At 67.9% G+C, this 21,700-nt stretch carries 25 protein-coding genes; 17 read left to right on the top strand and 8 right to left on the bottom strand.

All coding sequences use genetic code 11. The features are described 5' to 3' along the window. The first annotated feature begins 56 nt into the window (after positions 1-56). Positions 57-1,391, top strand: a complete 1,335-nt coding sequence (locus tag NQK81_RS35355) for a hypothetical protein (protein ID WP_257484940.1) — start codon at positions 57-59, stop codon at positions 1,389-1,391. Here NQK81_RS35355 and NQK81_RS35350 read toward each other — a convergent pair. Continuing rightward, entirely contained in the window at positions 1,343-1,717 is a 375-nt protein-coding gene (locus tag NQK81_RS35350; RefSeq protein WP_257484939.1) for an ArsR/SmtB family transcription factor, read from the bottom strand. The genes NQK81_RS35355 and NQK81_RS35350 overlap by 49 nt on opposite strands. A gap of 77 nt (positions 1,718-1,794) precedes the next feature. Here NQK81_RS35350 and NQK81_RS35345 point away from each other — a divergent pair, with 77 nt between their 5' ends. From NQK81_RS35345 to NQK81_RS35330, 4 genes are all read left to right on the top strand, one after another. After that, positions 1,795-1,944: a hypothetical protein gene (locus tag NQK81_RS35345; protein WP_257484938.1), complete on the top strand. Its 150-nt coding sequence runs from the start codon at positions 1,795-1,797 to the stop codon at positions 1,942-1,944. 27 nt (positions 1,945-1,971) lie between these two features. Further along, positions 1,972-2,196, top strand: a complete 225-nt coding sequence (locus NQK81_RS35340) for a hypothetical protein (protein ID WP_257484937.1) — start codon at positions 1,972-1,974, stop codon at positions 2,194-2,196. Then, complete coding sequence (locus NQK81_RS35335) at positions 2,193-3,401, top strand: M28 family peptidase (protein WP_257484936.1); 1,209 nt, start codon at positions 2,193-2,195, stop codon at positions 3,399-3,401. The genes NQK81_RS35340 and NQK81_RS35335 overlap by 4 nt, the downstream gene beginning before the upstream one ends. A 390-nt stretch (positions 3,402-3,791) precedes the next feature. Beyond that, a complete protein-coding gene (locus tag NQK81_RS35330) occupies positions 3,792-4,217 on the top strand; it encodes a hypothetical protein (protein WP_257484935.1) in 426 nt (141 codons plus the stop codon). A gap of 4 nt (positions 4,218-4,221) precedes the next feature. Here NQK81_RS35330 and NQK81_RS35325 read toward each other — a convergent pair whose 3' ends face one another. Genes NQK81_RS35325 through NQK81_RS35310 form a run of 4 tightly spaced genes read right to left on the bottom strand, consistent with a single transcriptional unit; the run spans position 4,222 to position 7,485 of the window. Next, positions 4,222-5,283, bottom strand: coding sequence for an ArsO family NAD(P)H-dependent flavin-containing monooxygenase (locus NQK81_RS35325; protein ID WP_257484934.1), 1,062 nt, complete (start codon positions 5,281-5,283; stop codon positions 4,222-4,224). After that, positions 5,280-6,371: an ACR3 family arsenite efflux transporter gene (gene arsB, locus NQK81_RS35320; protein ID WP_306856004.1), complete on the bottom strand. Its 1,092-nt coding sequence runs from the start codon at positions 6,369-6,371 to the stop codon at positions 5,280-5,282. Before arsB ends, NQK81_RS35325 begins: the two co-directional genes overlap by 4 nt. A gap of 40 nt (positions 6,372-6,411) precedes the next feature. Next, a complete protein-coding gene (locus NQK81_RS35315) occupies positions 6,412-6,816 on the bottom strand; it encodes an arsenate reductase ArsC (protein ID WP_257484933.1) in 405 nt (134 codons plus the stop codon). A 27-nt stretch (positions 6,817-6,843) separates the two neighbouring features. Further along, positions 6,844-7,485: an arsenate-mycothiol transferase ArsC gene (locus NQK81_RS35310; RefSeq protein ID WP_257484932.1), complete on the bottom strand. Its 642-nt coding sequence runs from the start codon at positions 7,483-7,485 to the stop codon at positions 6,844-6,846. A gap of 120 nt (positions 7,486-7,605) precedes the next feature. On the opposite strand from NQK81_RS35310, the gene NQK81_RS35305 reads away from it, so the two are divergent. After that, entirely contained in the window at positions 7,606-8,016 is a 411-nt protein-coding gene (locus tag NQK81_RS35305; protein ID WP_257484931.1) for an ArsR/SmtB family transcription factor, read from the top strand. A gap of 481 nt (positions 8,017-8,497) precedes the next feature. Here NQK81_RS35305 and NQK81_RS35300 read toward each other — a convergent pair whose 3' ends face one another. Both NQK81_RS35300 and NQK81_RS35295 read right to left on the bottom strand, forming a co-directional pair. Next, positions 8,498-8,776, bottom strand: coding sequence for a hypothetical protein (locus NQK81_RS35300; RefSeq protein WP_257484930.1), 279 nt, complete (start codon positions 8,774-8,776; stop codon positions 8,498-8,500). 217 nt (positions 8,777-8,993) lie between these two features. Then, on the bottom strand, positions 8,994-9,182 hold the full coding sequence (locus NQK81_RS35295) for a hypothetical protein (protein ID WP_257484929.1): 189 nt from the start codon (positions 9,180-9,182) through the stop codon (positions 8,994-8,996). A gap of 233 nt (positions 9,183-9,415) precedes the next feature. On the opposite strand from NQK81_RS35295, the gene NQK81_RS35290 reads away from it, so the two are divergent. Then, positions 9,416-10,270: a DUF8757 domain-containing protein gene (locus NQK81_RS35290; protein ID WP_257484928.1), complete on the top strand. Its 855-nt coding sequence runs from the start codon at positions 9,416-9,418 to the stop codon at positions 10,268-10,270. Here NQK81_RS35290 and NQK81_RS35285 read toward each other — a convergent pair. Continuing rightward, a complete protein-coding gene (locus tag NQK81_RS35285) occupies positions 10,256-10,708 on the bottom strand; it encodes a DUF488 domain-containing protein (protein ID WP_257484927.1) in 453 nt (150 codons plus the stop codon). The two genes, NQK81_RS35290 and NQK81_RS35285, sit on opposite strands and share 15 nt — an antisense overlap. A 131-nt stretch (positions 10,709-10,839) precedes the next feature. Here NQK81_RS35285 and NQK81_RS35280 point away from each other — a divergent pair, with 131 nt between their 5' ends. The 10 genes from NQK81_RS35280 (at position 10,840) to NQK81_RS35235 (ending at position 21,629) form a co-directional block, all read left to right on the top strand. Next, a complete protein-coding gene (locus NQK81_RS35280; protein WP_257484926.1) occupies positions 10,840-11,631 on the top strand; it encodes an alpha/beta fold hydrolase in 792 nt (263 codons plus the stop codon). Between the two features lie 92 nt (positions 11,632-11,723). Then, complete coding sequence (locus NQK81_RS35275; RefSeq protein WP_257484925.1) at positions 11,724-12,053, top strand: NADH-quinone oxidoreductase subunit A; 330 nt, start codon at positions 11,724-11,726, stop codon at positions 12,051-12,053. Continuing rightward, complete coding sequence (locus NQK81_RS35270; protein ID WP_257484924.1) at positions 12,044-13,180, top strand: hypothetical protein; 1,137 nt, start codon at positions 12,044-12,046, stop codon at positions 13,178-13,180. Before NQK81_RS35275 ends, NQK81_RS35270 begins: the two co-directional genes overlap by 10 nt. After that, the gene (locus tag NQK81_RS35265; RefSeq protein WP_257484923.1) at positions 13,173-14,099 is read left to right on the top strand and encodes a complex I subunit 1 family protein; all 927 of its coding nucleotides are present in this window, start codon (positions 13,173-13,175) and stop codon (positions 14,097-14,099) included. Before NQK81_RS35270 ends, NQK81_RS35265 begins: the two co-directional genes overlap by 8 nt. A 17-nt stretch (positions 14,100-14,116) precedes the next feature. After that, positions 14,117-14,680, top strand: coding sequence for an NADH-quinone oxidoreductase subunit J (locus NQK81_RS35260; protein WP_257484922.1), 564 nt, complete (start codon positions 14,117-14,119; stop codon positions 14,678-14,680). Continuing rightward, positions 14,677-14,982: an NADH-quinone oxidoreductase subunit NuoK gene (nuoK, locus tag NQK81_RS35255; protein WP_072026770.1), complete on the top strand. Its 306-nt coding sequence runs from the start codon at positions 14,677-14,679 to the stop codon at positions 14,980-14,982. Before NQK81_RS35260 ends, nuoK begins: the two co-directional genes overlap by 4 nt. Before the next feature lie 4 nt (positions 14,983-14,986). Further along, entirely contained in the window at positions 14,987-16,819 is a 1,833-nt protein-coding gene (locus tag NQK81_RS35250) for an NADH-quinone oxidoreductase subunit 5 family protein (RefSeq protein ID WP_257484921.1), read from the top strand. Positions 16,820-16,836: 17 nt separating this feature from the next. Next, positions 16,837-18,318: a complex I subunit 4 family protein gene (locus NQK81_RS35245; RefSeq protein ID WP_257484920.1), complete on the top strand. Its 1,482-nt coding sequence runs from the start codon at positions 16,837-16,839 to the stop codon at positions 18,316-18,318. Positions 18,319-18,331: 13 nt separating this feature from the next. Further along, positions 18,332-19,747 carry an NADH-quinone oxidoreductase subunit N gene (locus NQK81_RS35240; RefSeq protein WP_306856071.1) on the top strand — a complete coding sequence of 472 codons (1,416 nt, stop codon included), beginning with the start codon at positions 18,332-18,334 and terminating at the stop codon, positions 19,745-19,747. Positions 19,748-19,940: 193 nt separating this feature from the next. Further along, positions 19,941-21,629 (top strand): VanW family protein, encoded by a 1,689-nt coding sequence (locus tag NQK81_RS35235; protein WP_257484919.1) that lies wholly within the window; start codon positions 19,941-19,943, stop codon positions 21,627-21,629. Positions 21,630-21,700 lie beyond the last annotated feature (71 nt).

Raw genomic sequence — 21,700 nt, 5'->3', positions numbered from 1 at the left:
TGTCGGCGGCTCGCACATGATGCGATTCCTTGATATCGAGGAGAGGACGCTGATCCGTGGGTGAGCCACTCATTCTGGTGATCGAGACCGCGGCAGGAACCGCGATCCGGCGTATCCCGGACGCCTCCCCGCTGCCGGACGCCGCACCCCAGGGATACGCGGCCGAGGACGCCGTCCGGGACGCCGCCGCGACATGGGGTTTACCGGACTTCGTGTTCCGGCCCGAACAGCAACGCACCGCCTCGGGAATACGGGAACTCGGAGACGGGCTGCTCCTGGTCGGCGATCAGGCGGCGGTGATTCAGTCCAAGAGCCGCGTCGATCCCACCGACACAACCGACCGCGAACTGTCCTGGCTGAACAAGAACGTGACGAAAGGGCTCAAGCAGGGCAGCGGAACCGTGCGGCGCCTCAAGCTCGCCGCCGCGGCGATGACCAACGCGCGCGGGCGGACCATCCAGGTGGCAGGCGAGGACTACGCGTGGCTGACGGTCGTGGTGATCGACCACGCGGACCCGCCTCGCGGCTATCTGCCTCCCCCGGCACTGACCGACGTTCCCGCGATCGTGATCCTCCGGCGGGACTGGGAGTTCCTGTTCGATCACCTGCGCTCCACCCGCGCGGTGCTGGCCTACCTCATGCGCGCGGCCAGCGGCGACGCCGTCAAACTCGGCCACGAACCGCGCCGCTACCACGAATACGCCCTCGCGGACATCGAGGCTGTTCCCGGGGCTGTGGATCCGGCGGTGGCCTCGCTGCTGAACGCGAAACCCTGGGAGATCATCTCCGTGGCCCGGGCGCCGCTGCATCCCGCCGGACACGACGAGCATGCGCCGCACGTCATGCTCCGCATGATCATGGAGGACGTGGCGGAGACTCCGATTCCGGAAGGACGAGACGCGGACCTACTGCTCATGCTCGCCGCCCTGGACGGTCTGCCGGTCGAGCACCGGACCGAACTCGGCCGCACCCTGATCAGGTTCATCGAGTCCGCGGCCCAGCACACCAAACCCGGCACCCTCATCCACAGCCGCACGGTCATCCCGTCCCCTGGCGACTTCACTCCCCTGCAGTTCGTGGTCGCCTCACGCCTTTCCGAGGAGGCGCGCGATGCCTTGATGATCCGGCTGCAGGTCCTGCACCACGACTACAGCACCGCCATCGGCGACTGGGAGCACTGCACGCTGGGCGTCATGCTCACACCCTCCACAGTGCCCGGAAGGCTGTGGGACACCAGCACAACGGCCCTCTGGGGAGACCAGGGACAGCCGCCCGAGGTGATCGAGGAGGCGCGGGCCATCATCAACGAAGCGGCGTCACGCGCAGCGTCCGCGGACGAGGATCACGATCCCGGAACGAGCCCCGGCGCGGACAGCAAGCCCGACAGCTGACTCAGCGTCTCGGTGCGCGGCCAGTAGTACACCCAAGTCCCCCGGCGCTCGCTGCCGACCAGCCCCGCCTCGCGCAAAACCTTCAAGTGATGGGAGATCGTCGGCCCGGTCAGGTCGAACGCCGCGGTCAGATCACACACGCAGCTCTCCCCCTGTGCAGAGGTGATCAGTGACAGCAGCCGCAGCCGCACGGGGTCGCCGAGCGCTTTGAACGCCTTGGCCAGGTCCACCGACTGCTCCGAGGTCAACGGCTCGGCCACCAGCGGCGCGCAGCAGCCCTGCTCGACCACCGGCAGCAGCTTCAGACCCGATTCAGACTTCGACACCTGTCTATATTGACATCCATCTAATCCACGAGCAAACTGACTCTACTGTTTCGATACTCATCTAGATAGAGGTTCTGATGATCACGCTTCTCCGTCGCCTGTTCACCAGCACGCCGACCGTCGAGTTCTGCGACTCGTGCATGCGGGTGTGCACCGGGCAGTGCCGCGCCGACACACTGCTCGACGCCGCCCGCGACCGTGCCCTGCAGCTGTCCTCGCGCTTCTGAATCCCTCCAACCACAAGGAGTTCCGTGATGAGCATCAACACGGCCGGCGGTTTCACCGGTGACCCGGCCGAGGCGTTCACCCCGCCGGCTTCGAGCGGCTGTTGCGGCACCACCCCGGCCACCCCGACCGCCTCGACGACGGCCACGAGCACCTGCTGCGGCACCACCGAGGCCGCGACCGCGACAGGATCGTGCTGCGACCCGGCCGCGAAGGCCGACGCCGTGGCCAGCGGCGCCGGTTGCTGTTCATGACGCCGACGGTGTCCGGCTCGCGGTTGAAGTCCACGGTCGCCGCGCTGGCCGACGACCGGTTCGCGGGCCGCCGGGTGGGGACGCCCGGCAGCCGTGCGGCCGGTCCCTGGCTCGCCGGGCAGCTGCGGGCGATCGGCGCGTCGGTCACCACCGACGAGTTCCCCGTGGCCGGTGTGCGGGAGCTGTATCGCACGCCTGAGTTCTCCTGGAGCGCAGGGTCGACGCATCGGCGAGGGGCGCACCGCCGGGACTTCGCCGAGCACCTCGTCTCGGCGGACCTGCCCGAACCTCGCACGGGTGAGCTCGCGTTCGCCGATTCCACTGGGTGGCGGGATAAGTGGGTGCTTGCGCCGGATCTGGGGGTTGCGGCGCGGGCACAGTTTGATGGCGCTGCGGGGTTGCTGGTGCCGCGCGGGACCGACGCCGAGGGCTGGATGCCGAAGATGATCGCCGGGCCGCCGGTGGGCGCTCTGCCGGTGATCGCCATGCGAACCGGTCTCCACGACGAGATGGCCCGTGCGGGGTCGGGCACGGTGACTGCCTCGATGCCGCTACGAACTGTCGAGGTGATCGGGTCGAACGTGCACGGCGTGCTCCGCGAACCCGCCGCCGGGTCGCCGGGTGTGCTGCTGACCGCGCACTTCGACGGCGTGGGCGACGACCCCCAGCAGCGGCTGCCCGCCGCCGCGGACAACGCCTCCGGGGTCGCCGTCGTCCTCGAAGCCGCCCGCCTGCTCGCGCCACTCCTGCCGGACCACCTCGGACTGGCGGTGAGCCTGCTCGACGGCGAGGAAGCCGGGGCGCGCGGAGCGGCGCACCACGCACCCAATGTCCGGTCCGGCACGTATGTGCTCAACGTCGACGGGGCCGCCCAGCTCGGCGACGGCGCCGCGGTCGAGGCCGGCGGGCCCGCGCACGGCTTGCTGGCCGCGCTCGACCAAGCCGGACGGGAGACCGGGGTCCCGTTGCGGGCCGGGGCAATGCCGTCGGACAACCGCCGCTACGCCGCCGCCGGGCTGCCCGCGATCGGGATCGGCATGGGAATGCCCGGCTACCAAACCCCGGCCGAAACCGCGGACCGCGTCGAGACCGAAACCCTGATCGCGGCTACCCGGCTCGTCGTCGCGACCGTGCTCCGGCTGACGCTCCACTCACGAGGGTTAACCGCGTTGCCTCACAAGGACGAATTACAACGCGAGGGGTGAGATTCGGGCCGTCCGCAGGACCGGAACAGCTGAGTGACCAGCGGCGATCACGTTCCTAGCGTGGAAGAGGTGGCAGCCCACCGGAGACTTCCCCGCAACCAATACGTGTGCCCGTCCTGCGGGAACCCACACATTCACGGATCCCAGCGTGGGAAAGACTGCCAGCGGTCGTCTCGCAGTTCGCCGGTGCGATCCACCTCTACGCGGGTCCCGGTCCACCGGCCAAGCTGGACATCGCCATACTCAGCGGTTCGGCACACGACGCCGAGGACATCGCCACGTCCCGCATCAGCGCCTCAGCCGCCACGAGTCGTCGCGCCGAAAGTCGAGCGCCGCCGGCGCGCCCGGGCGGAGCTGGGCCGCTTCCGGGCACACGTCGCCGATGACGTCGTGACTTACGCGTTCGATCAGGACGGTTTCTACGTCCGGGTCGCCGATCGCACGCTCGACAACCTCCCGTGGCTCTACAAGACCCGCCGCAAAGGCCACTTCCTCTGCCTCCGCCTCACCGAGCTCGCGACAGGTCTCGACCCGGGCACCTACGCCAAACTCACCCAGACCCCGATCCGTGACGGGCTGCTGCGGCTTCGGTTTCCGCGGTTCCTCGCCGACGTGCTGAGCTCCACCGCGGTGTTCGGCGTCAAGCAGATCCTCGGCGCGCTCCCGTACGGGCATCTGTCCACGACACTGAAGGTGATGATTCCGTTGGTGTGCCCCGATCTGGCCGTCTGCCCGGCCCGCGCGGAGGTGCTCAAGACCTACGGCTCGCCCGCGCTGGCCGACCAGCTGAAGACGATCGCCGCGAGCGCCGGGTGAGCGGTCATCCGCCGCCGGTGTCCAGCGTGGTCTGGATGTGGGCGACCGCGGCGCGCGCGGTCACGCCGACGCCGATAAGTGTGGACGACGCCGGACCGGTCCAATCGCCATAGCCAAGGAGATGCAGCCGAGGCTCGGCCACGGCACGGGTGCCCTCGGTCGGGATCCGGCCGCGAGCTGTCCGCAACCGCAACGGCGCGAGATGGCTCAGTGTGGGGCGGAAACCGGTGCACCAGATGATCGCGTCCGCATGCCGACGGGTGCCGTCCGTCCACACAGGACCGACGCCGTCGAGTCGTGCGAACATCTCGCGCGGCCGCAGCAGGCCAGCGTCGCGGGCCTCGCGGACCGGTGGGACGGCGACGATGTCACCCAGCCCGGCGACTCCCGCGGTGTCGGCCTGCCCGGTCTCCAGCGCTTGACGGCGCCGGGTGGCGACGTCGAAGAGGGCCTTGCCGTCGATGTGATCGGGCAGATACCGCGGCGGGCGGCGGGTGACCCAGGTCAGGTTCGCCACGCTGGCGAGGTCGGCGGCGATCTGTGCACCGGAGTTCCCGCCGCCGACCACCACGACATCCTGGCCCGCGAACTCGCCCGGGCCGCCGTAGTCGACGGTGTGCAGCTGCCGCCCGGTGAAACCGCCGGGCATGAGGGGCAGGAAGGGACGCCACCAGGTTCCGGTGGCGCTGATGACCGCCTCCGCCGCCCAATCCCCTACCTCGGTGCGGACCCGGAATCCGGTGCCGTCGCGGGACACGGCGGTCACCGTCTCCCCTCGGCGGACCGGGAGTTCGTAACGTTTCTCGTACGCGGCCAGGTAGTCGACAACGTGTTCGGCGGTCGGATACCCCGGCCCAGGGTAGGGCGGCATCGGCCAGCCCGGCAGGGAACTGTGCCGCGCCGGGGAAAACAGGCGCAGCGAGTCCCAGCCATGCAGCCAGGCGCCGCCCGGTTCGGGCTGGGCGTCGAGGATGACGAAGTCCAAGGCTGCGCGGCGTAGGTAGTAGCCCGCGGCGAGACCGGCCTGTCCCCCGCCGATCACCAATACCCGCGCGGCTCCGGTCATTCCGCGGGCGCTTTCGCGGTCCAGCGCTTGCGCAGCCAGAGACTCACGTAGACCAGGGCAACGAGCACCGGTACTTCGATCAGCGGGCCGACAACTCCGGCGAGCGCCTGCCCCGACGTCACGCCGAAGACGCCGATGGCGACGGCGATCGCGAGTTCGAAATTGTTGCCCGCGGCCGTGAACGCCAGCGTCGTGGTGCGCTCATAGGAGAGACCGGACGCCTTGCCCAGCAGGTAGCCGCCGATCCACATGATCGCGAAGTACACCAGCAGCGGCAGCGCGATCCGGGCGACGTCGAACGGCCGGGAGGTGATCGTGTCACCCTGCAATGCGAACAGGATCACGATGGTGAACAGCAGTCCGTAGAGCGCGATCGGGCCGATCTTCGGCAGGAACGTGCCTTCGTACCAGTCACGCCCCTTGGCCCGTTCCCCGACCCGGCGGGACAGGTAACCGGCGGCGAGCGGGATGCCGAGGAAGATGACCACGCTGAGCGCGATCTCCCACGGCGAGAAGTCGACACTCGTGGTGTCGAGACCCAGCCAGCCGGGCAGCAGGTCGAGGTAGAACCAACCGAGTACGCCGAACATGATCACCTGGAAGACCGAGTTCAGCGCGACCAGCACGGCCGCTGCCTCGCGGTCACCGCAGGCGAGGTCGTTCCAGATGATCACCATCGCGATACAGCGGGCGAGGCCCACGATGATTAGCCCGGTCCGGTATTCCGGCAGGTCCGGCAGCATCAGCCAGGCCAGGGCGAACATCAGCGCCGGACCGAGGATCCAGTTGAGCACCAGGGAAAGCACCATGGTGCGCTTGTCGCGGGTGACGGTGTCGAGCCGGTCGTAGCGGACCTTCGCCAGCACCGGGTACATCATCAGCAACAGCCCGAGCGCGATCGGCAGCGACACCTGTCCGATCTTCACCGCGTCCAGCACGCCCTGCAGGCCGGGGATCACGCTGCCCAGCAGCAGCCCGGCACCCATCGCGACGATGATCCAGACCGGCAGGAACCGGTCCAGAAAGGACAGTTTGTGCAGGACGTCGGTGTCGGCCGGGGCACCGGCCTTGTCGGCGGTTTCAGTCACGAGCGGGTCTCCAGAAGTGCGGGGAGGCAGAAGGTGAGGGTCAGGCGTCGAGGATTTCGGCGACCAGGCCACGGACCCGCCGGTCGATCTCGTCACGGATCGGGCGCACGGCCTCGACCCCCTGGCCGGCAGGGTCCTCCAGCGGCCAGTCCAGGTACCGCTTGCCCGGGAACACCGGGCAAGCGTCACCACATCCCATGGTGATTACCACATCGGAGGCTTTGACGTCCTCAGTGGACAGCTTGCTCGGCACCTCGGCGGTGATGTCCACTCCCCACTCCGCGAGCGCGGCCGCGGCGGCCGGGTTCACCTTCTCCGCGGGCTCCGAACCCGCCGAGCGGACGGCGATCCGGCCGAGCGAATAGTGCTGCAACAACGCGGCGGCCATCTGGGAGCGGCCAGCGTTGTGGACGCAGACGAACAGCACTTCCGGCGTGCGGGTCATGCCCGGTTTCCTTTCCTTGAAGGGATGTCAGTCGATGAGTTCGTCGAGCAAGTGCCGCACGCGGCGGCCGATGTCGTCCCGGATCCCGCGGACCACGCTCAGCGGCTGCCCCATCGGGTCGGGCACGTCCCAGTCCAGGTACCGCTTGCCCGGATACACCGGGCAAGCGTCTCCGCAGCCCATCGTGACCACGACGTCCGCGGCGCGGACGACCTCGTCGGTCAGCGGCTTCGGAAAGGCACCCGCGAGCTGAATGTCCAGCTCGCTCAGCGCCTCGGTGATCACCGGCGGGATCTCGCCCTGGGGCAGTGATCCGGCGGAGCGGACCATCACATGCCCGAACGCGTGGTGGTTGAGCAGCGCTGCGGCCAGCTGGGAACGGCCGACGTTGTGCACACACACGAACAGCACCTGCGGCGCGGTCACCATCGTGAGCCCGTCGACCTTGGCGAGGTCGACCAGCCGTTCCCGAGCGAAATGGGCGGTCAGCGTGGGCAGGTAGATCTTGACCGTCGCCGAGCGATCCAGCAGCCGGAAGGTCTCCTCGACGAAGCGTTCGACCGTCTCGCGGCCGAACGTTCCGTGAAACCGGTCGGTCAGCTCATCGGTGATCCGGTCGAGCTGATCCAGCACCTCACGGCCGGGCAGTCCCTCGGTCGCATGGGTCATGACGTCTCCTTACGAGACCTGGATCGACTTCTGTCAATGCAATTGAAGAGCTTGTATCGAGCTTTGTCAATCCAGCCGGTATGATGGACCGCGAGAAGCATCTGACGCGGAGGAGGGCACGTGGCGAGCGAGAACAGTCGCACCCGGAAGCCGGTCGCGGTCACGCTGCTCATGGCCGAACCCGCCGCGGTCGTCGCCCCCGGTAAGGCCGAAGCGGCCGCGAAGCTGTTCAAGGCGCTGTCCGACCCGGTGCGGATCCGCCTGCTGTCACTGGTCCGCTACTCCCCCGGCGGCGAGGCGTGTTTCTGCGACCTCGCCGAGGATTTCGACATGCCCCAGCCCTCGCTCAGCCATCACCTACGGGTGCTGGTCTCCGCCGGCATCCTCGAGCGGGAACGACGCGGTACCTGGAGCTGGTACTCCGTCGTCCCCGAGCCCCTCGAAACCTTGAGTGACCTGCTCCGCGCGGGTGGGCCGCTCGCCGACCGGCCCGCCCGCCTCACCGCCGCGGAACGCGACGCCAGATGCTGACCTGTTCAGGACCCAGCCGACCGAGGAGCCGCGTCTTTGAACCTGAGGCCACACCATTTCGTCCAGCGCGAACCAGCAGGGAACACTCTCGCGTTGACCTAATGAAACAGGCCAAGTCCAGAAGAAAGCGGCCCTATCGGTCTCGCCTTCAAAGGATGAGGAACGTGATCCCCCCGGCGGCGGCAGGGATCTCATCCGGCAAGGGACCGCTCCCCGGCCCGCACCTGAGTGTGTCCTCTGCCTGGCCGGGTGCGGCGGCGGCGTGGCGTCGTGGTCGGCGAGCCCCGGAGGACAACATCGTCCTTTCGCGTGCTTCCCTGGGAGGTTCATAGCGCAGGGCCTCACACTCCCGTACTGGAGAGGAGTGTGCGGCCCTGTGAAGTCAAGGCAATACAGGGCAGACGCGAGATTGGTCATGCCCGAGGTGCCCAGGATCGTCGAACGCTACACGCTCGTCGGTTGCCGGGCTATCAGGTGCCTTTCAGTGACCGGAGTGGTCGATCACGTTCTCGTTCGAGCAGTTGTTGACGTTGTTTCCAACCCAGTCGCCGAGGACCGGCACGACCGCGACTTCTTGCAGGCATACGGCCGAGGCGGTGAAGTTCCAGTTGTTGGCGGCGGTGACTCCGCCGCCTAAGACAGTGTCGACTGCGTCGAGCGTGGCATCCACAGGCCCCTCGGCCATGGCTGGTGCCGCAGGGCTCAAGGAGACTCCGAAAGCAAGGACCAATGGCATGACGAACTTGGCGGTTTTACGCATGGATTCCTTCCGAAACGTGCCGATTACCCTGAAGACATCGGCGAAGCGGGTACGAAAATGGAGTGCTCTCCGCCTCTAACGCCTGATCGTGTATCTACGAGTCGTTCTGCCTCATCCTGAGCGACGAGGGGCTTGGTGCTCGGACCAGACCGGTTGGCACGCATCTGGCTTGCGCGGAGAGCGTACGAACCACGTTCGGATGCAGCCTGGAGGCCGATCACCACCATTTCGTCCATCGCGACTCAGCAGGAACGACCGTCGCGTCGACCTGATGCGTGCAGGGATGCGGGCTCACCGGCCCGACCGCTCCGACCCGGGCCCAGAACGCGACAGCGACCAGGTCGCGCCCGATGGACGTCGTCCGGATCACCCAGCGCCGGCCATCGAAGAAGGCCTCGGCCCGCACGGACCGTGCGCCCCGGCATCCAGAAGGTGCTCGACTCAATCGACACCCCGGCGGCGATGCAGAACGCCCGCCTGGACCGCCTCGGCCGGACACTCGCGAGGTGACGACGCAATCGCGCTAACGCGTCACGGTGCCCGACTGCAACCGTGACCAGATCACTCCTTTGGCCGCTCACACGGTGACACCGCCAGAGTTACGTTGGGTAGTTCACGTGGACGGATCGGGGAGGTCCGATGACGCAGCTTCCGATGTTCGGCCAGCCACCGGACACACCCACCGCCAAACCGGCGGGCGACCAGGCGGTCACGTTGCAGGTCCTGGTCACTGTGAAGGCGGCACCCAACCCGTCCGAGAAGTACGGCGAAACGGTCTGTGTGGCCGGGCTCAGTCTCGACCCGGACCGCCCAGGCTGGATCCGCCTCTACCCGATCAACTTTCGGGAGCTCGGCCCCGATGCGAGCTTCGCGAAGTACGACGTCGTGTCGGTCGAGGCGGTACCGGCCAGGCAGGACAGCAGGCAGGAGAGCTGGCGACCGCGGATGCCCACCCTGAGGGTCGGGAAACACCTGACCAAGTGGTCGCACCGCCGCCCATGGATTGATCCAGCGATCAGCGAACAGACCACGATGTGTCGCCTCGTTCACGGCGCCACCATGAGCACACAATCGCTGGCCCTCATCCGCCCGAAGAGGATCACCGCCCTGCGGATAGCCCGACATCAGGGCTGGTCGAAGGCTCAGCAAGCCAAGATCGACACCTACGTCGGCCAGCTCGACCTGTTCGGCAACGAGGACCGGACGCCGCTACGGGCGCCGCGGTTCGCCGGCACCTACCACTACGAGTGCGAAGAGCGCGATTGCAACGGCCACAAACAGGGGTTCATCGACTGGGAGTTCGTCGCGTTCCAGATCCGGAACCTCCGCGGCATGAACGACGCCGACGCCGCCCAACTGCTCGAACAACGATTTTTACACGAGGTCTGCGGCCCTGACCGCGAGGTCGCCTTCTACGTCGGCAACGTCGCGGCGCATCCCCGGACATTCAGCGTCCTCGGCGTTTACTGGCCGCCGCGGTCAGTTCCGAGGTAGACGGCCGGCGATCTCCGCCAGCACGACGTCACGATGACACCGCCGCTGATCAGCTTCGAAGCACAGCACAGCGACTCGCTCGTCGGCAGACAGGCGAGCGAGTTCATCCAGGCTGGCTTGGGCCTCGGCGTTCTCCAGGAGCTCGACGTACCGATCCTTCGCCTGCTTGAGCTCGGTCTCGTCACCGGCGAAGCCGGCGCGATTCGTCTTGAGATTCCCGAGCTCGCGGCGGTGGTCGTACTCGATACCGGCCTCGGCCAGCGCGGCACGTAACGCCGTCTTACTGAAGCCCCTCTTGCGCGAAATCGGCGTCAGCCGGACATCGACCAGACGCGTCACACCACGCTGCACGAGCCCGTCGATGAACTCGGAGATCTCCTGCCCCTCGTATCCGACGCCGATGGCGCCGTCACGAAGCCGAGTCGCACTGCTGGTCATGCTCACACCCTTCCATGAGACCGGGTGCCAGACGACCCCAACCCCACTCCCTCCTGCTCGGACCGCTTGTCGCGAGCTCGCCCAGCACGCTACGGTAGATATACCCCCTATACGTATAGGAAGGAGTGCTTGTGTCATCCGACAAGTACTTCGAACGCGCGGGAGCGTCGATCGCCTACCAGTTCGAGGGATCAGGACCTCCGCTCGGCTACGCCCATGGCGTCCCGCTAAGCCGGAAAGCCGTACGAAGCTTGGAGCTGTTCGACTTCGACTCGCTGGGCGACGGTCGCAGCATGCTCGTCTACGACCAGCGCGGCCACGGCCAGTCGACGGGCCGCCCGATTCCAGAGGACTACCTTTTCGAGAACTTCGCGCAGGACTTGCTCGCGCTCCTCGATGCGCTGAAGATCGCCGAACCCATGGAATTCGCCGGATCATCGCTCGGGTGCGACACGGCCCTGCGTGCGGCCATCGCGGACCCGCACCGATTCCGGCGGCTCGTCCTGATGATCCCGCCCGTCGCCTGGACGCCTGAGGCCGAGCAGGCGAAGCAGTGGTACTTCGACAGCGCCGACAACATCGAAGAAGTCGGGGCCGCTCAATGGCGGCGGCAATGGGCGCAGGCCGAGCCACCGCCGATCTTCGCCGACTACCCGAATTACCGCTTCTCCCCCGACGTGTCGGACGAACTGCTTCCCTCGGTCCTAAGAGGTGTCGGAAGGTCAGACCTGCCCGCGCCCGAGGCGATCGCGACACTGACCCACCCGACGCTGATCCTTGCCTGGGACACCGATCCCCTGCACCCCGTGTCCACGGCCGAACGCCTGCACGAGCTCATCCCCGGATCCCAGCTGCACGTGTCGACGTCGGTGGCGGACATCAAGACCTGGACCGACCGCATCACCGAGTTCGTCACGGCCTGAGCGGGTGATGCTTCACCCAGCCGAGACGTCGTCGCTCCGCTAACCTCCGTAGTAGATCCCACGTCGAGCGAGGTGAGGCCGTGCTGGGTGCGATGGCAGCATTCGGTGCCGTGATCGTGCTCGCCGCCGCGGTCTACGGGTTCGCCAGGTTGATCAGGCTGGCACCGATGGTCCGAGACGTGCAGCCCTTTCTTTCCGGCGGTTCACCTGCCGAGCACGCCGTCTCGCGGTATCACGTGCGCTGGTACACGATCACGATGGTCTTCCTCGCGTTCGACATGGAGATGGTCTTCATGTACCCGTGGACGCTCGTCGTCGCCGAGGTCGGGACGCCCGCCGTCGTGGAGATGTTCCTGTTCCTCGCAGTTCTGGTCGCCGGAGTGTGGTACGCCTGGCGAGAAGGCGCGTTCCGATGGACGTGAGAAGCTGGTTGCTCCGGCGTACGCCGATACGTCCGCTGATCGTCACCACATTGGGTGGTACGGACGTGCGGCTCGCCGCCGAGCGCGCCGCACGGATCCGCGCCTGGCGGCCCGCTCTGAGTCCGGCTGAAGCCAATCTGCTGGTGGTCGCCGGGCCGGGTGATCCGCTGATGACCCCTTTCCTTGACTCGATGTGGAAGCAGATCCCTGCCCCCAAGGCGCGAATCCACCTCGATGAGCCAGCGGCGGTCGAAACAGGACTCGCCTCGGGCGTGGATCGGGTGCATTCAGCGGACGAACAGTCCGAGGCTGGGGTCGACACGGATCACGGCGGGCACGACCGGATCGAGGCCGGCACGATGGCCGAGCACGGCCACTCTCAGCCTGAGCACGAAGAGCACCAAAGCATGCACGGCACTCCGATGGCCCACCACGAGCACGCCGAACACATGGCGATGAGCCATGACCACGGCGGGCACGCCGGGCACGACATGAGCGGCATGGAGATGCCGGGAGGCATCCCGATGGCGGACCGCGCACCAGACCGGGACGAACTCAAGCTCGATCAGCTCACTGTCCCCTTAGGACCAGGGCTGCCCGCTTGGCCGGCCGGTCTGCTCATCCGGGCCAAGCTGCAGGGCGACGTGATCCAGGACGCCACGGTCAAGGTGCTCGGTGACGCCCCGGCGGGAGCGGAGCCGTTCTGGGCGAGCGCGAAACGACAGCCTGCGCGCCCGCTCGACAGCTGTGTACGCCTGTTGACTGTGGCAGGGTGGGAAGACGCGGCCGCCACCGCGGCGCGGTTGCGGGACGACATCCTCATGGAGAAGGACGTCCAGAGCGACGTCACGCGATGGGCACGCCGGGTTGGCCGTTCCCGGACACTGCGGTGGTCGTTGACCGGCCTCGGCCTTCTGGATGGTCCGCAGTGGACGGACTCGCCGCTGGAAGGTGACGCGTACGACCGGTTGATGCGATGGACATCGTCGAACTCGACGAAGGTGGACCCGGTCGTGATCTTGGACGCGCTGCCCCAGCTGCTGACCGGAGCCGAGTTCGCGACAGCACGGTTGATCGTCGCGAGTCTCGATCCCGACCTCGAGCGTCTGCGAGCGGCTGATGATTGACGAACTGCCCTGGTGGGGTGGCCTCGTATTGCCGCTCGCGCTGGGAGTCTTGATCGCCGCGGCGGCGTCCTGGGACTCGCTGCTGTCCGCGCGGGCAAGCGGCGCGAACGCCGGGTCGGCGCTCACGCTGCCATTCCGGGAGGCCGGTGGTCTGTTAGTCCAGCAGCGGCGTCACACGCTCGCGGCGGACACGGTGCTCTGGCGTGGTGGCGCGATCGCCCTCGTGGTGGCCGGAGTGCTCGCGTCACTGGTGACACCGCTCGGCAGATGGGCGGTGGCCGACCTCTCGATCGGGATCGTCTGGTTCAACGCGATGGAGGTCGTCGCCTGGGCGGCGGTGTGGCTGGTCGGCTGGGGTGCGAACTCGGCGTACGGCCTCATCGGCGGCTACCGGTTCATCGCGCAGGGACTGGCTTACGAACTGCCGCATATGTTCGCGTTGATCACCGCGGCGCTCGGCGCCGGTTCGTTGCGGGTGGCCGACGTCGTCGCCGCGCAGGACACGCTGTGGTTCGTCGTGTGGATGCCGATCGCGTTCGTCATCTACCTGCTCTCGGTGCTGGCGATGTCGTTTTGGGGTCCGTTCGACCAAGCGGTCGGCGCGGACATCGCGGGCGGGGCGATGGCGGAACTGTCCGGAGTGGACCGGTTGGTGTTCGGCGCAGGCCGGTGGCTTCTGCTGGTTTCCGGCGCCGCGTTCGCGGTACCGCTGTTCCTCGGCGGCGGGGCCGGACCCTTGCTGCCCTCGTGGTTGTGGACGCTGCTGAAAACCTTGGCCGTGCTCGGAGTGCTGGTGTGGGTCCGGCGCCGGGTCCCGACCGTGCGGATGGAGCGCTACGAGGAAGTCGCGTGGCTCGTGCTCATCCCGTTGACGCTGCTGCAGGCGCTCGTCGTCGCCATCGTAGTGATCGCCCGATGAGGAAGGAGCCCGGCTGAATGTGGACACAGATCGCCTTCTGGGTGTGCGCCGTCGGGGCCGTGGCCACCGGCGTGGCCGTGTTCCGGGTGGATTCGATGGCACGGGCAACGTTCGCCCTGCTCGCGTCATTCATCTTCGCCGCGGGAACGGTCTTTCTGCTGAACCTCGCCTACCTCGGGGTCCTGGTCATCCTGATGATGATCATGGAGATGGTCGTCATGGTCGTCTTCATGATCATGTACATGATGAATCCTGCCGGGCTGATGCCGATGACCATGGTGCACAACCAGAAAGGGTCGCTGGCCATCGCCGGAGGCGTGTTCGTGGCGCTCGTCGCGGGGATCTCGCTGGTCCGCTGGCCGTCGTCGGACGCCTCGCGCCCGGCCGATCCGACACGCGCGCTGGGTGAGGCGTTGATGGGCTCGAAGATGCTGGTGATGATGGTGATCGGGCTGTGCCTGTTCGCCACGATGGTCGCCACGGTCATCCTGGCCACGAACCGCGGCCGATACGACCGCTACGGCGATCGCCTCGACGCGAAGCATCCGGATGACCCGGTGCGAGGGGGCCTGAACCGGTGACCCTCGAAGTGTTTCTCTACCTGGCGGCTGCGCTGTTCAGCGTCGGCCTGTACGGCGCGCTGTCCCAGCAGTCGATCGTCATGATCATGATGGGTCTCGAGCTGATGGCCAACGCGGTGATCGTGGCAGGCGCGGCGTTCTGGTACTTCGTCTCGCCGACGCGACCTGACGGGCAGGTCGTCGTACTCGTCGCGGTCACGCTGATGGCGCTGGACATGGCGGTCGGGTTCGCGGTGACGACGGCGATCTTCCGGCGCCGGGACGTCGACATGACCGATTCCGCCGCGGATCTCAAGGGCTGAGCCGATGGTCCTGTGGCTGCTCGTAGCGCTTCCCCTGGTCGTCGGCGCTGTCCTCCTCGTCGCCGGTCACCCGGCGGACCGGCTAGCGCCTGTCCTCGGCGTCGGATCGGCGGCCCTGACAGCGGCGCTGGCGGTGGTCGCGGCGATCACCCGGCCGGACGTCGCGGCGCCGCTGCTCGCCGGGCTGCGTGTCGGCCTGGCCGTGGACGGGTTGTCGGCGGTCATGGTGATCACGGTGACCGTGGTCCTGGTGGCGGTGCTCGTGTTCGCGTCCGCCGAGTTCGGCGCCGAGGAGTCCCGCGCCCGATTCCATGGCCTGATGCTGGTCTTCGCGGGAGCGATGATCGTCACCGTCTGCGCCCGGGATCTCGTGGTGCTGCTGATGGCGTGGGAGGTCATGGGGGCGTGCTCATATGCCTTGATCGGCTTCTGGTGGCGCGAGAACCGCCGCGTCGGCTCGGGAACGATCGCGTTGCTGACCACCAGGTCGGCCGACCTCGGCCTGTATCTGGCGGCGGGCGCCGCGCTGGCAGGCGGGGTCGGAGGTCTCACGCTCGCCGGACTGCCTGAAGCGGCGGCCGGCTGGCGCGATGTCGTCGCGGCAGGGATCGTGCTGGCCGCGATCGGAAAGTCCGCCCAGCTTCCGTTCAGCTTCTGGCTTTCCCGAGCGATGGACGGTCCGAGCCCCGTCTCGGCTCTGCTGCACTCGGCGACCATGGTCGCCGCCGGGGCCTACCTGCTCGTGCGAGTGGAACCACTCCTGGCCACAGCCGGGTGGGCCGCGGACGTCGTCGCGTGGATCGGCGTCAGCACGGCGGTCGTGCTCGGTGCCGTGGCGCTCGTGCAGCGGGATCTCAAGCAGGTGCTCGCCGCGTCGACCTGTTCCCAGATCGGCTTCATGGTGCTCGCGGCAGGCGCCGGTGGACCGGCGGCGGGGACGGGTCAGCTCGTGACCCACGCCGCGACCAAATGCCTTCTCTTCCTCGGCGCGGGGGCCTGGCTGCTGGCACTGGACACCAAGGACCTCGACCGGCTCCGCGGCGCGGCACGGCGGTTCCCTTTCCTGGGCGCGGTGTTCACCATCGGAGCGCTGAGCCTGGCCGGGGTGCCGCCGCTGTCGATCTGGGTCAGCAAGGACGCGGTTCTCGCCTCGGCACTCGCCGACTCCCCCGCCCTGTACGTCGCCGGTTTGGCCGCCGCGCTGCTGAGCGGTGCCTACGTCGGCCGGGTGCTGGCGCTGCTGTGGCTGCCCACCGAGGCGGCTCCGATGACGCGGTTGCGTCCGCTGCTGCTCGCCCCGTTGCTTGTCCTCGCAGTGGCGGCCGTCCTGCTGGGTATCGGCGGACTGCCCGGTCCCGCCGCCTGGTTCGCTGGCCTCGTCGGCGGTCCACCCATGGCCGCGCCTCACGTCGTGGAGCTGCTGGTATCGGGTGTGGTCGCGGTGGTCGGCGTGGTCGCGGCGGGCATCTGGACACGGTCGCGGCCCATGCTGTCCGGGTCCCGAAACAGGGTGCTCGCGGAATGGCTGCGGCTGGAACGCGTGACCGGATTGGTGATCGCAAGGCCGACGATGCGGCTGGCGAGTGGCCTGGCGCGGTTCGACGATCACGTGGTCGACGGCGGCGTCCGGGCAGCCGCCGCGACGGGCACGGCACTCGGGCGGCTGGCGGACATCCGCGTCGAATGGTCGATCGAAGGCGCGGTCCGCGGTGTCGCTCGAACGGCCCGTGCACTGGGCAGGCTCGTGCCGAAGGCGCAGACCGGGCAGCTGCACCAGTACTACGCCCAGGCCGCGGTCGCACTGGGTGTCCTCGCCGTGCTGTTGATGATCCTGTGAAGAACGTGAGGTAGAGCGTGCTCAGCGTCGTGGTGTTCCTGCCGCTGGCAGCGGCGGTCGTCCTGTTCGCGGTACCGCGCGTCTCCGCCCGGTTCGCCCGCTGGTGGTGGGTCGGCGTCTCCGCGGTGGAGTTCGCGTTGATCGTGGCCCTCTGGGTGGCGGCACCGGTTTCCGACGGCTACGCCTACGAGGTCAACCTGCGCTGGATCCCCAGCGTCAGCTCCGGCTATCACATCGGGGTCGACGGGTTGAGCCTTCCGCTCATCGCCCTCACCGGCGGCCTCTTTCTCGCCTGCGCGGTCTACTCGCTGCGCCAGGACAAGCGTGTGCGCTCCTTCGCCGCGCTGTTCCTCTTCCTCGAGACGGCGAGCCTCGGCCTGTTCGTCGCGCTCGACCTGATCCTCTTCTTCGTCTACTTCGATCTGTCCATCGTGGCCATGTACTTCGTGATCGCGGGCTGGGGGCACCGCGACGCCGCACGCGCCGCGGTGAAGTTCTTCCTGTACACCTTCGTCGGCTCGCTGGCGCTCTTGGTCGGGTTCATCGCGCTGTACCTCACCGCGTCGCCGCATACTTTCGACATCGTCGAGCTGACCCGGCAGAACCCGCTCGCGGGCAGTGGGTGGGCCGCCGGGCTGATCCTGCTGGCGCTCGGGATCGGGTTCGCCATCAAGACCCCGACCGTGCCGTTCCACACCTGGCTTCCGCCGGCGCACACCGAAGCGCCCGCCGCGGGCTCGGCGATCCTGGCCGGGGTGCTGCTGAAGATGGGCACCTACGGCTTCGTGCGGATCGCCATGCCAATCCTGCCGGAGGCCTGGCGCCGCTACGCACTCGTCTTCGTCATCGTCGGTGTGGTCAGCGTCGTCTACGGAGCGCTGGTCGCGTTGGCACAGCGGGATTTCAAGCGAATGATCGCCTACACCTCGGTCAACCACATGGGATACATCGTCCTCGCGATCGGCGCGGCCGGTTTGGTCGCGGACTCGGCCGTCGAGGCCCGACAGCTGGCAGTGACCGGCGCGGTGACGCAGATGGTCAGCCACGGTCTCATCACCGGAGCGCTCTTCCTGCTCGCCGGTGTTCTGTACGAGCGCGGCGGCACCTACGACGTGGACCGCTACGGCGGGCTCGCGCGGACGGCTCCCCGGTTCGCCGGACTGACCGCCGTCGCCGCCTTCGCCTCCCTCGGGCTCCCCGGCTTCTCCGGATTCATCGCCGAATTCCAGATCTTCACCGGCTCGCTCGGTGCCGCACCGGTGGCCACGATCGTGGCGTTCCTCGGAATCCTGATCACCGCCGCGCTGTTCCTGCGCGCGTTCCAGAAGGTATTCCTCGGGCCGTCACAAACCGCTCCGGCAGCCGACCTGACCGTCCCGGAGGCGGTGTCGATCACGCCGCTGCTGGTGCTGACGGTCGTCATCGGGATCTTCCCCCGCTTCCTGCTCGACGCGATCGAACCCGTGTCCCGATCCGTCCTGAACCTCCTGGCCCGGTGAGCGCGCCGTGGAGATGATGGACGAAGACCCGTCGGCGCTGCTGCCCGAGATCATCCTGGCGGTGGCCGCCGTGGTCGCGCTGCTGCTCGGGTCGTACCTTCCGCGCGAGCGCCAGTGGCCGGTCCGGCTGCTCACCTTCCTTGCCTGCATCGGGGGTCTGATCGCCACGGGCCTGGCGTGGGCAAGCCCTGACCGGACGGTGTTCGGCGGCACATACGCCATCGACGTCGCCACCAACGCCGGACGCGCGATCGTCCTCGTCGCCGTGGTGCTGACCTTGGGCGTGAGCACGCACGAGTTCCGGTCATCGCCGCGGGAGAGCGAACTCTACGTACTCGTCCTGCTGGCCGCGCTGGGCACGGTCCTGCTGACCGGCGCTAACGATCTCCTGCTGCTGGTTTCCGCGTTTCTACTGGCCAGCATCCCGTTGTACGCGATGGCCGGGTTCGCCAAGGACGACACAGGCACCGAAGGGGCGCTCAAGTTCTATCTCCTCGGAGCGCTGCTCGGCATCACGATGCTGGCAGGTGCCACCCTGTTGTTCGGCGTAGGCGGTGCCACCGCCTACGCGGAGATCGCCAAGCCGCTGGCGTCGGCACCCGGCGCCGTGGTGGCGGTGGGTTTCGTTGGGGTGTTCGCCGGGCTGCTGTTCAAGATGGGTGCGGTCCCGGCGCATTTCTGGGTGCCCGACGTCACCGAGGGCACTAGGCCTCCGGTGGCGGCGTTCCTGACCACGGTGCCCAAGATCGGCGGTGTCATCGCCGCCTACCGGCTCGTCGCATCGGGTATGTCCGAGACCGCCGTCGACTGGCCGCTGCTGATCGCGATCGTGGCCGCGGTGACGATGACGCTGGGCAACCTCGCCGCGTTCTTCCAGCGGAACGTCCGGCGGCTGCTCGCGTACTCGACGATCAGCCAGGTCGGCTATCTGCTGATGGCCGCCGTCGTCGCGACGCGCAGCTCCCTGGCGCTGCCGGGGCTGCTGTTCTACGTCGGCGCCTACACCGTGACGAACCTCGGCGCGTTCGCCGTGGTGTGCGCCCTGCCGAAGGCACAGCTGATCGAGGACTACCGAGGGCTCGTGCGACGCCGGCCGTGGCTGGCGGCCAGCCTGGCGGTCTGCCTTCTCGGGCTGATCGGCACACCGCCGACGGCGGTCTTCGTCGGAAAACTGACCGTCTTCACCGCCGCGTTCGACGGCGGATTCGCCTGGCTGGTTGTCGTCGCGGCGGTCAACACTGTGGCGAGCGTCTTCTACTACCTCCGCTGGATCGCCCCCGCGATGCGATCCACAGGGGACACCGACGCACCTGCCGTCGACCGGTTGGCCGCGACCACCGCCTACGTCGCAACGATCACGTCGATTGCCCTCGGGCCACTGGCCGGAATCGTTCTAGGAGCGCTGCACGGCGAACTGGCCCTGCTCTGATCCGGCGAACGTGCCTCCGGCGACAAGGTCAACTAGGTTAGATAGTAGCCTTGCTCACGTTCCGGACGATGCGGCTCCGGAACACGTGATGCGGCGAGAAAGACCGGGGGAAGCTGTGGTTCCGTCAGGGGAAAATGCTGGAGAAACCACCACTCAACTCGAAGTCGAGCTCCCAGCGGGTACCGACCGGAATGTGCGCCCATGGTGGCGGCGCACTGCCACGATCATCGCGGCCGGAGTCCTCGGCGGACTAGCCGTGCTCTACGGCCTCGACATCGCGTTGACGGCAGGCGAGGTCCCACGCGGGACGTCAGTGAGTGGCGTTTCGATCGGCGGACTCACGCCGGCCGTCGCGGAGCAAACGCTCCGGAAGGCGATCGCGCCACGACTCTCCAAGCCGGTCCAGGTCGTGGTGGACGGCCGCGAGACCGCGTTCGTCCCGGACTCCGCGGGGGTGACTGTCGATTTCGCGGCCTCGGTCACCCAGGCGGGGACGCCACCCCTCAATCCCTGGACACGCTTCACCTCCTTGTTCTCCGGCGAGAGCTTCCCCGTCGTCGCGCGCGGCGACGACAAGGCGTTGAACGCGACCATCGACAAGCTGCGTACCGGCGTCGACCGCGCGCTCGTCGAGGGGAACGTTCGCTTCGAAGGGCCGACTCCCGTTCCCGTACTACCGAAGGAGGGCCGACGGCTGGATCCGGCGGCGTCGCGGCAGGCGTTGCTGAGCGGATGGGCCTCCGCGGACCGAATCGAGCTGCCGGTCGACACCGTCCGGCCGAAAGCAACCGCCGAGAGCGTGCGGGTGGCGATCGAGCAGGTGGCGGCGCCCGCGGTGTCCGGACCGGCGACCGTACAGGGAGACGGCCGAGAGTCCACAGTGTCCGCGTCGAACATCGCGGAGGCGCTGACGTTCACCCCGGCCGAGGACGGGAAGTTGGTGCCCAACCTTGACAAGGCGAAGCTCGGCGAGCTCGCCGAGCAGCTCGCCCCGACCGAAAAGCCCGGACAAGACGCGCGGATGACCTTCGAGGGCGACCGGCCTCAGGTCGTTCCCGCCAGCGAAGGGCGCGTGGTCGACTGGGACAAGACGTTGCCCGCCCTCCTCAAGGCCATCTCCAAGGACGGGAACCGGGCCGCGGTCGCCGAGTACCGGAACACCCAGGCACAGGTCACCACCGAGGAGATCGCCAAGCTCGGCATCAAGGAGGTCGTCGGAGAGTTCACGACCAGCGGTTTCGCTCGGGACTCCGGGGTCAACATCCGCGTGGTCGCCGAGAAGGTCAACGGCGCGATCGTCAAGCCGGGAAGCACGTTCAGCCTCAACGACTTCACGGGGCCGCGTGGCCGCGCGCAGGGCTACGTCGAAGCCGGCGTGATCGAAGAGGGCGTGCCCGCGCGCGCTGTCGGCGGCGGGATCTCGCAGTTCGCCACGACGCTCTACAACGCCTCGTACTTCGCCGGGATGACCGACGCCGGCCACAAGGAACACAGCTTCCACATCAGCCGCTACCCGGCCGCACGAGAGGCGACCGTCTTCCAGAATCCGGACGGCAGCAGCGTGATCGACCTGAAGTTCAAGAACGACGCACCGACCGGCGTGGCGATCCAGACGATCTGGACGAACTCGTCGATCACCGTGCGACTCTGGGGCACGAAGCACGTCGCCGTCGAATCGATCCCCGGCCCCAAGCACGGTTACACCAGCCCACCGACCGTCACCAAGTCGGCCGGCTCTTGCCGGCCTGCGAAGGGCAAGTCCGGGTTCACGACCTCGGATACGCGGGTGATCCGCGACCTGAGCGGCGCCGAGATCTCCCGGTCGACCCGCACTGTCCGCTACGAACCTGAGCCCGCCATCGTCTGCTCCGGCTCCGACTGAGGCCACGACAGGCCTGACCTCTCGCGTCCGTCCGAGTATCTACTATGCTACCTAGTAGTTACTCGGACGGA

The organism is Amycolatopsis roodepoortensis, from assembly GCF_024628825.1.
GTDB lineage: Bacteria > Actinomycetota > Actinomycetes > Mycobacteriales > Pseudonocardiaceae > Amycolatopsis > Amycolatopsis roodepoortensis.
The sequence above is the reverse complement of the archived record's forward strand: the minus strand, read 5'-3'. Positions and strand labels throughout refer to the sequence as shown.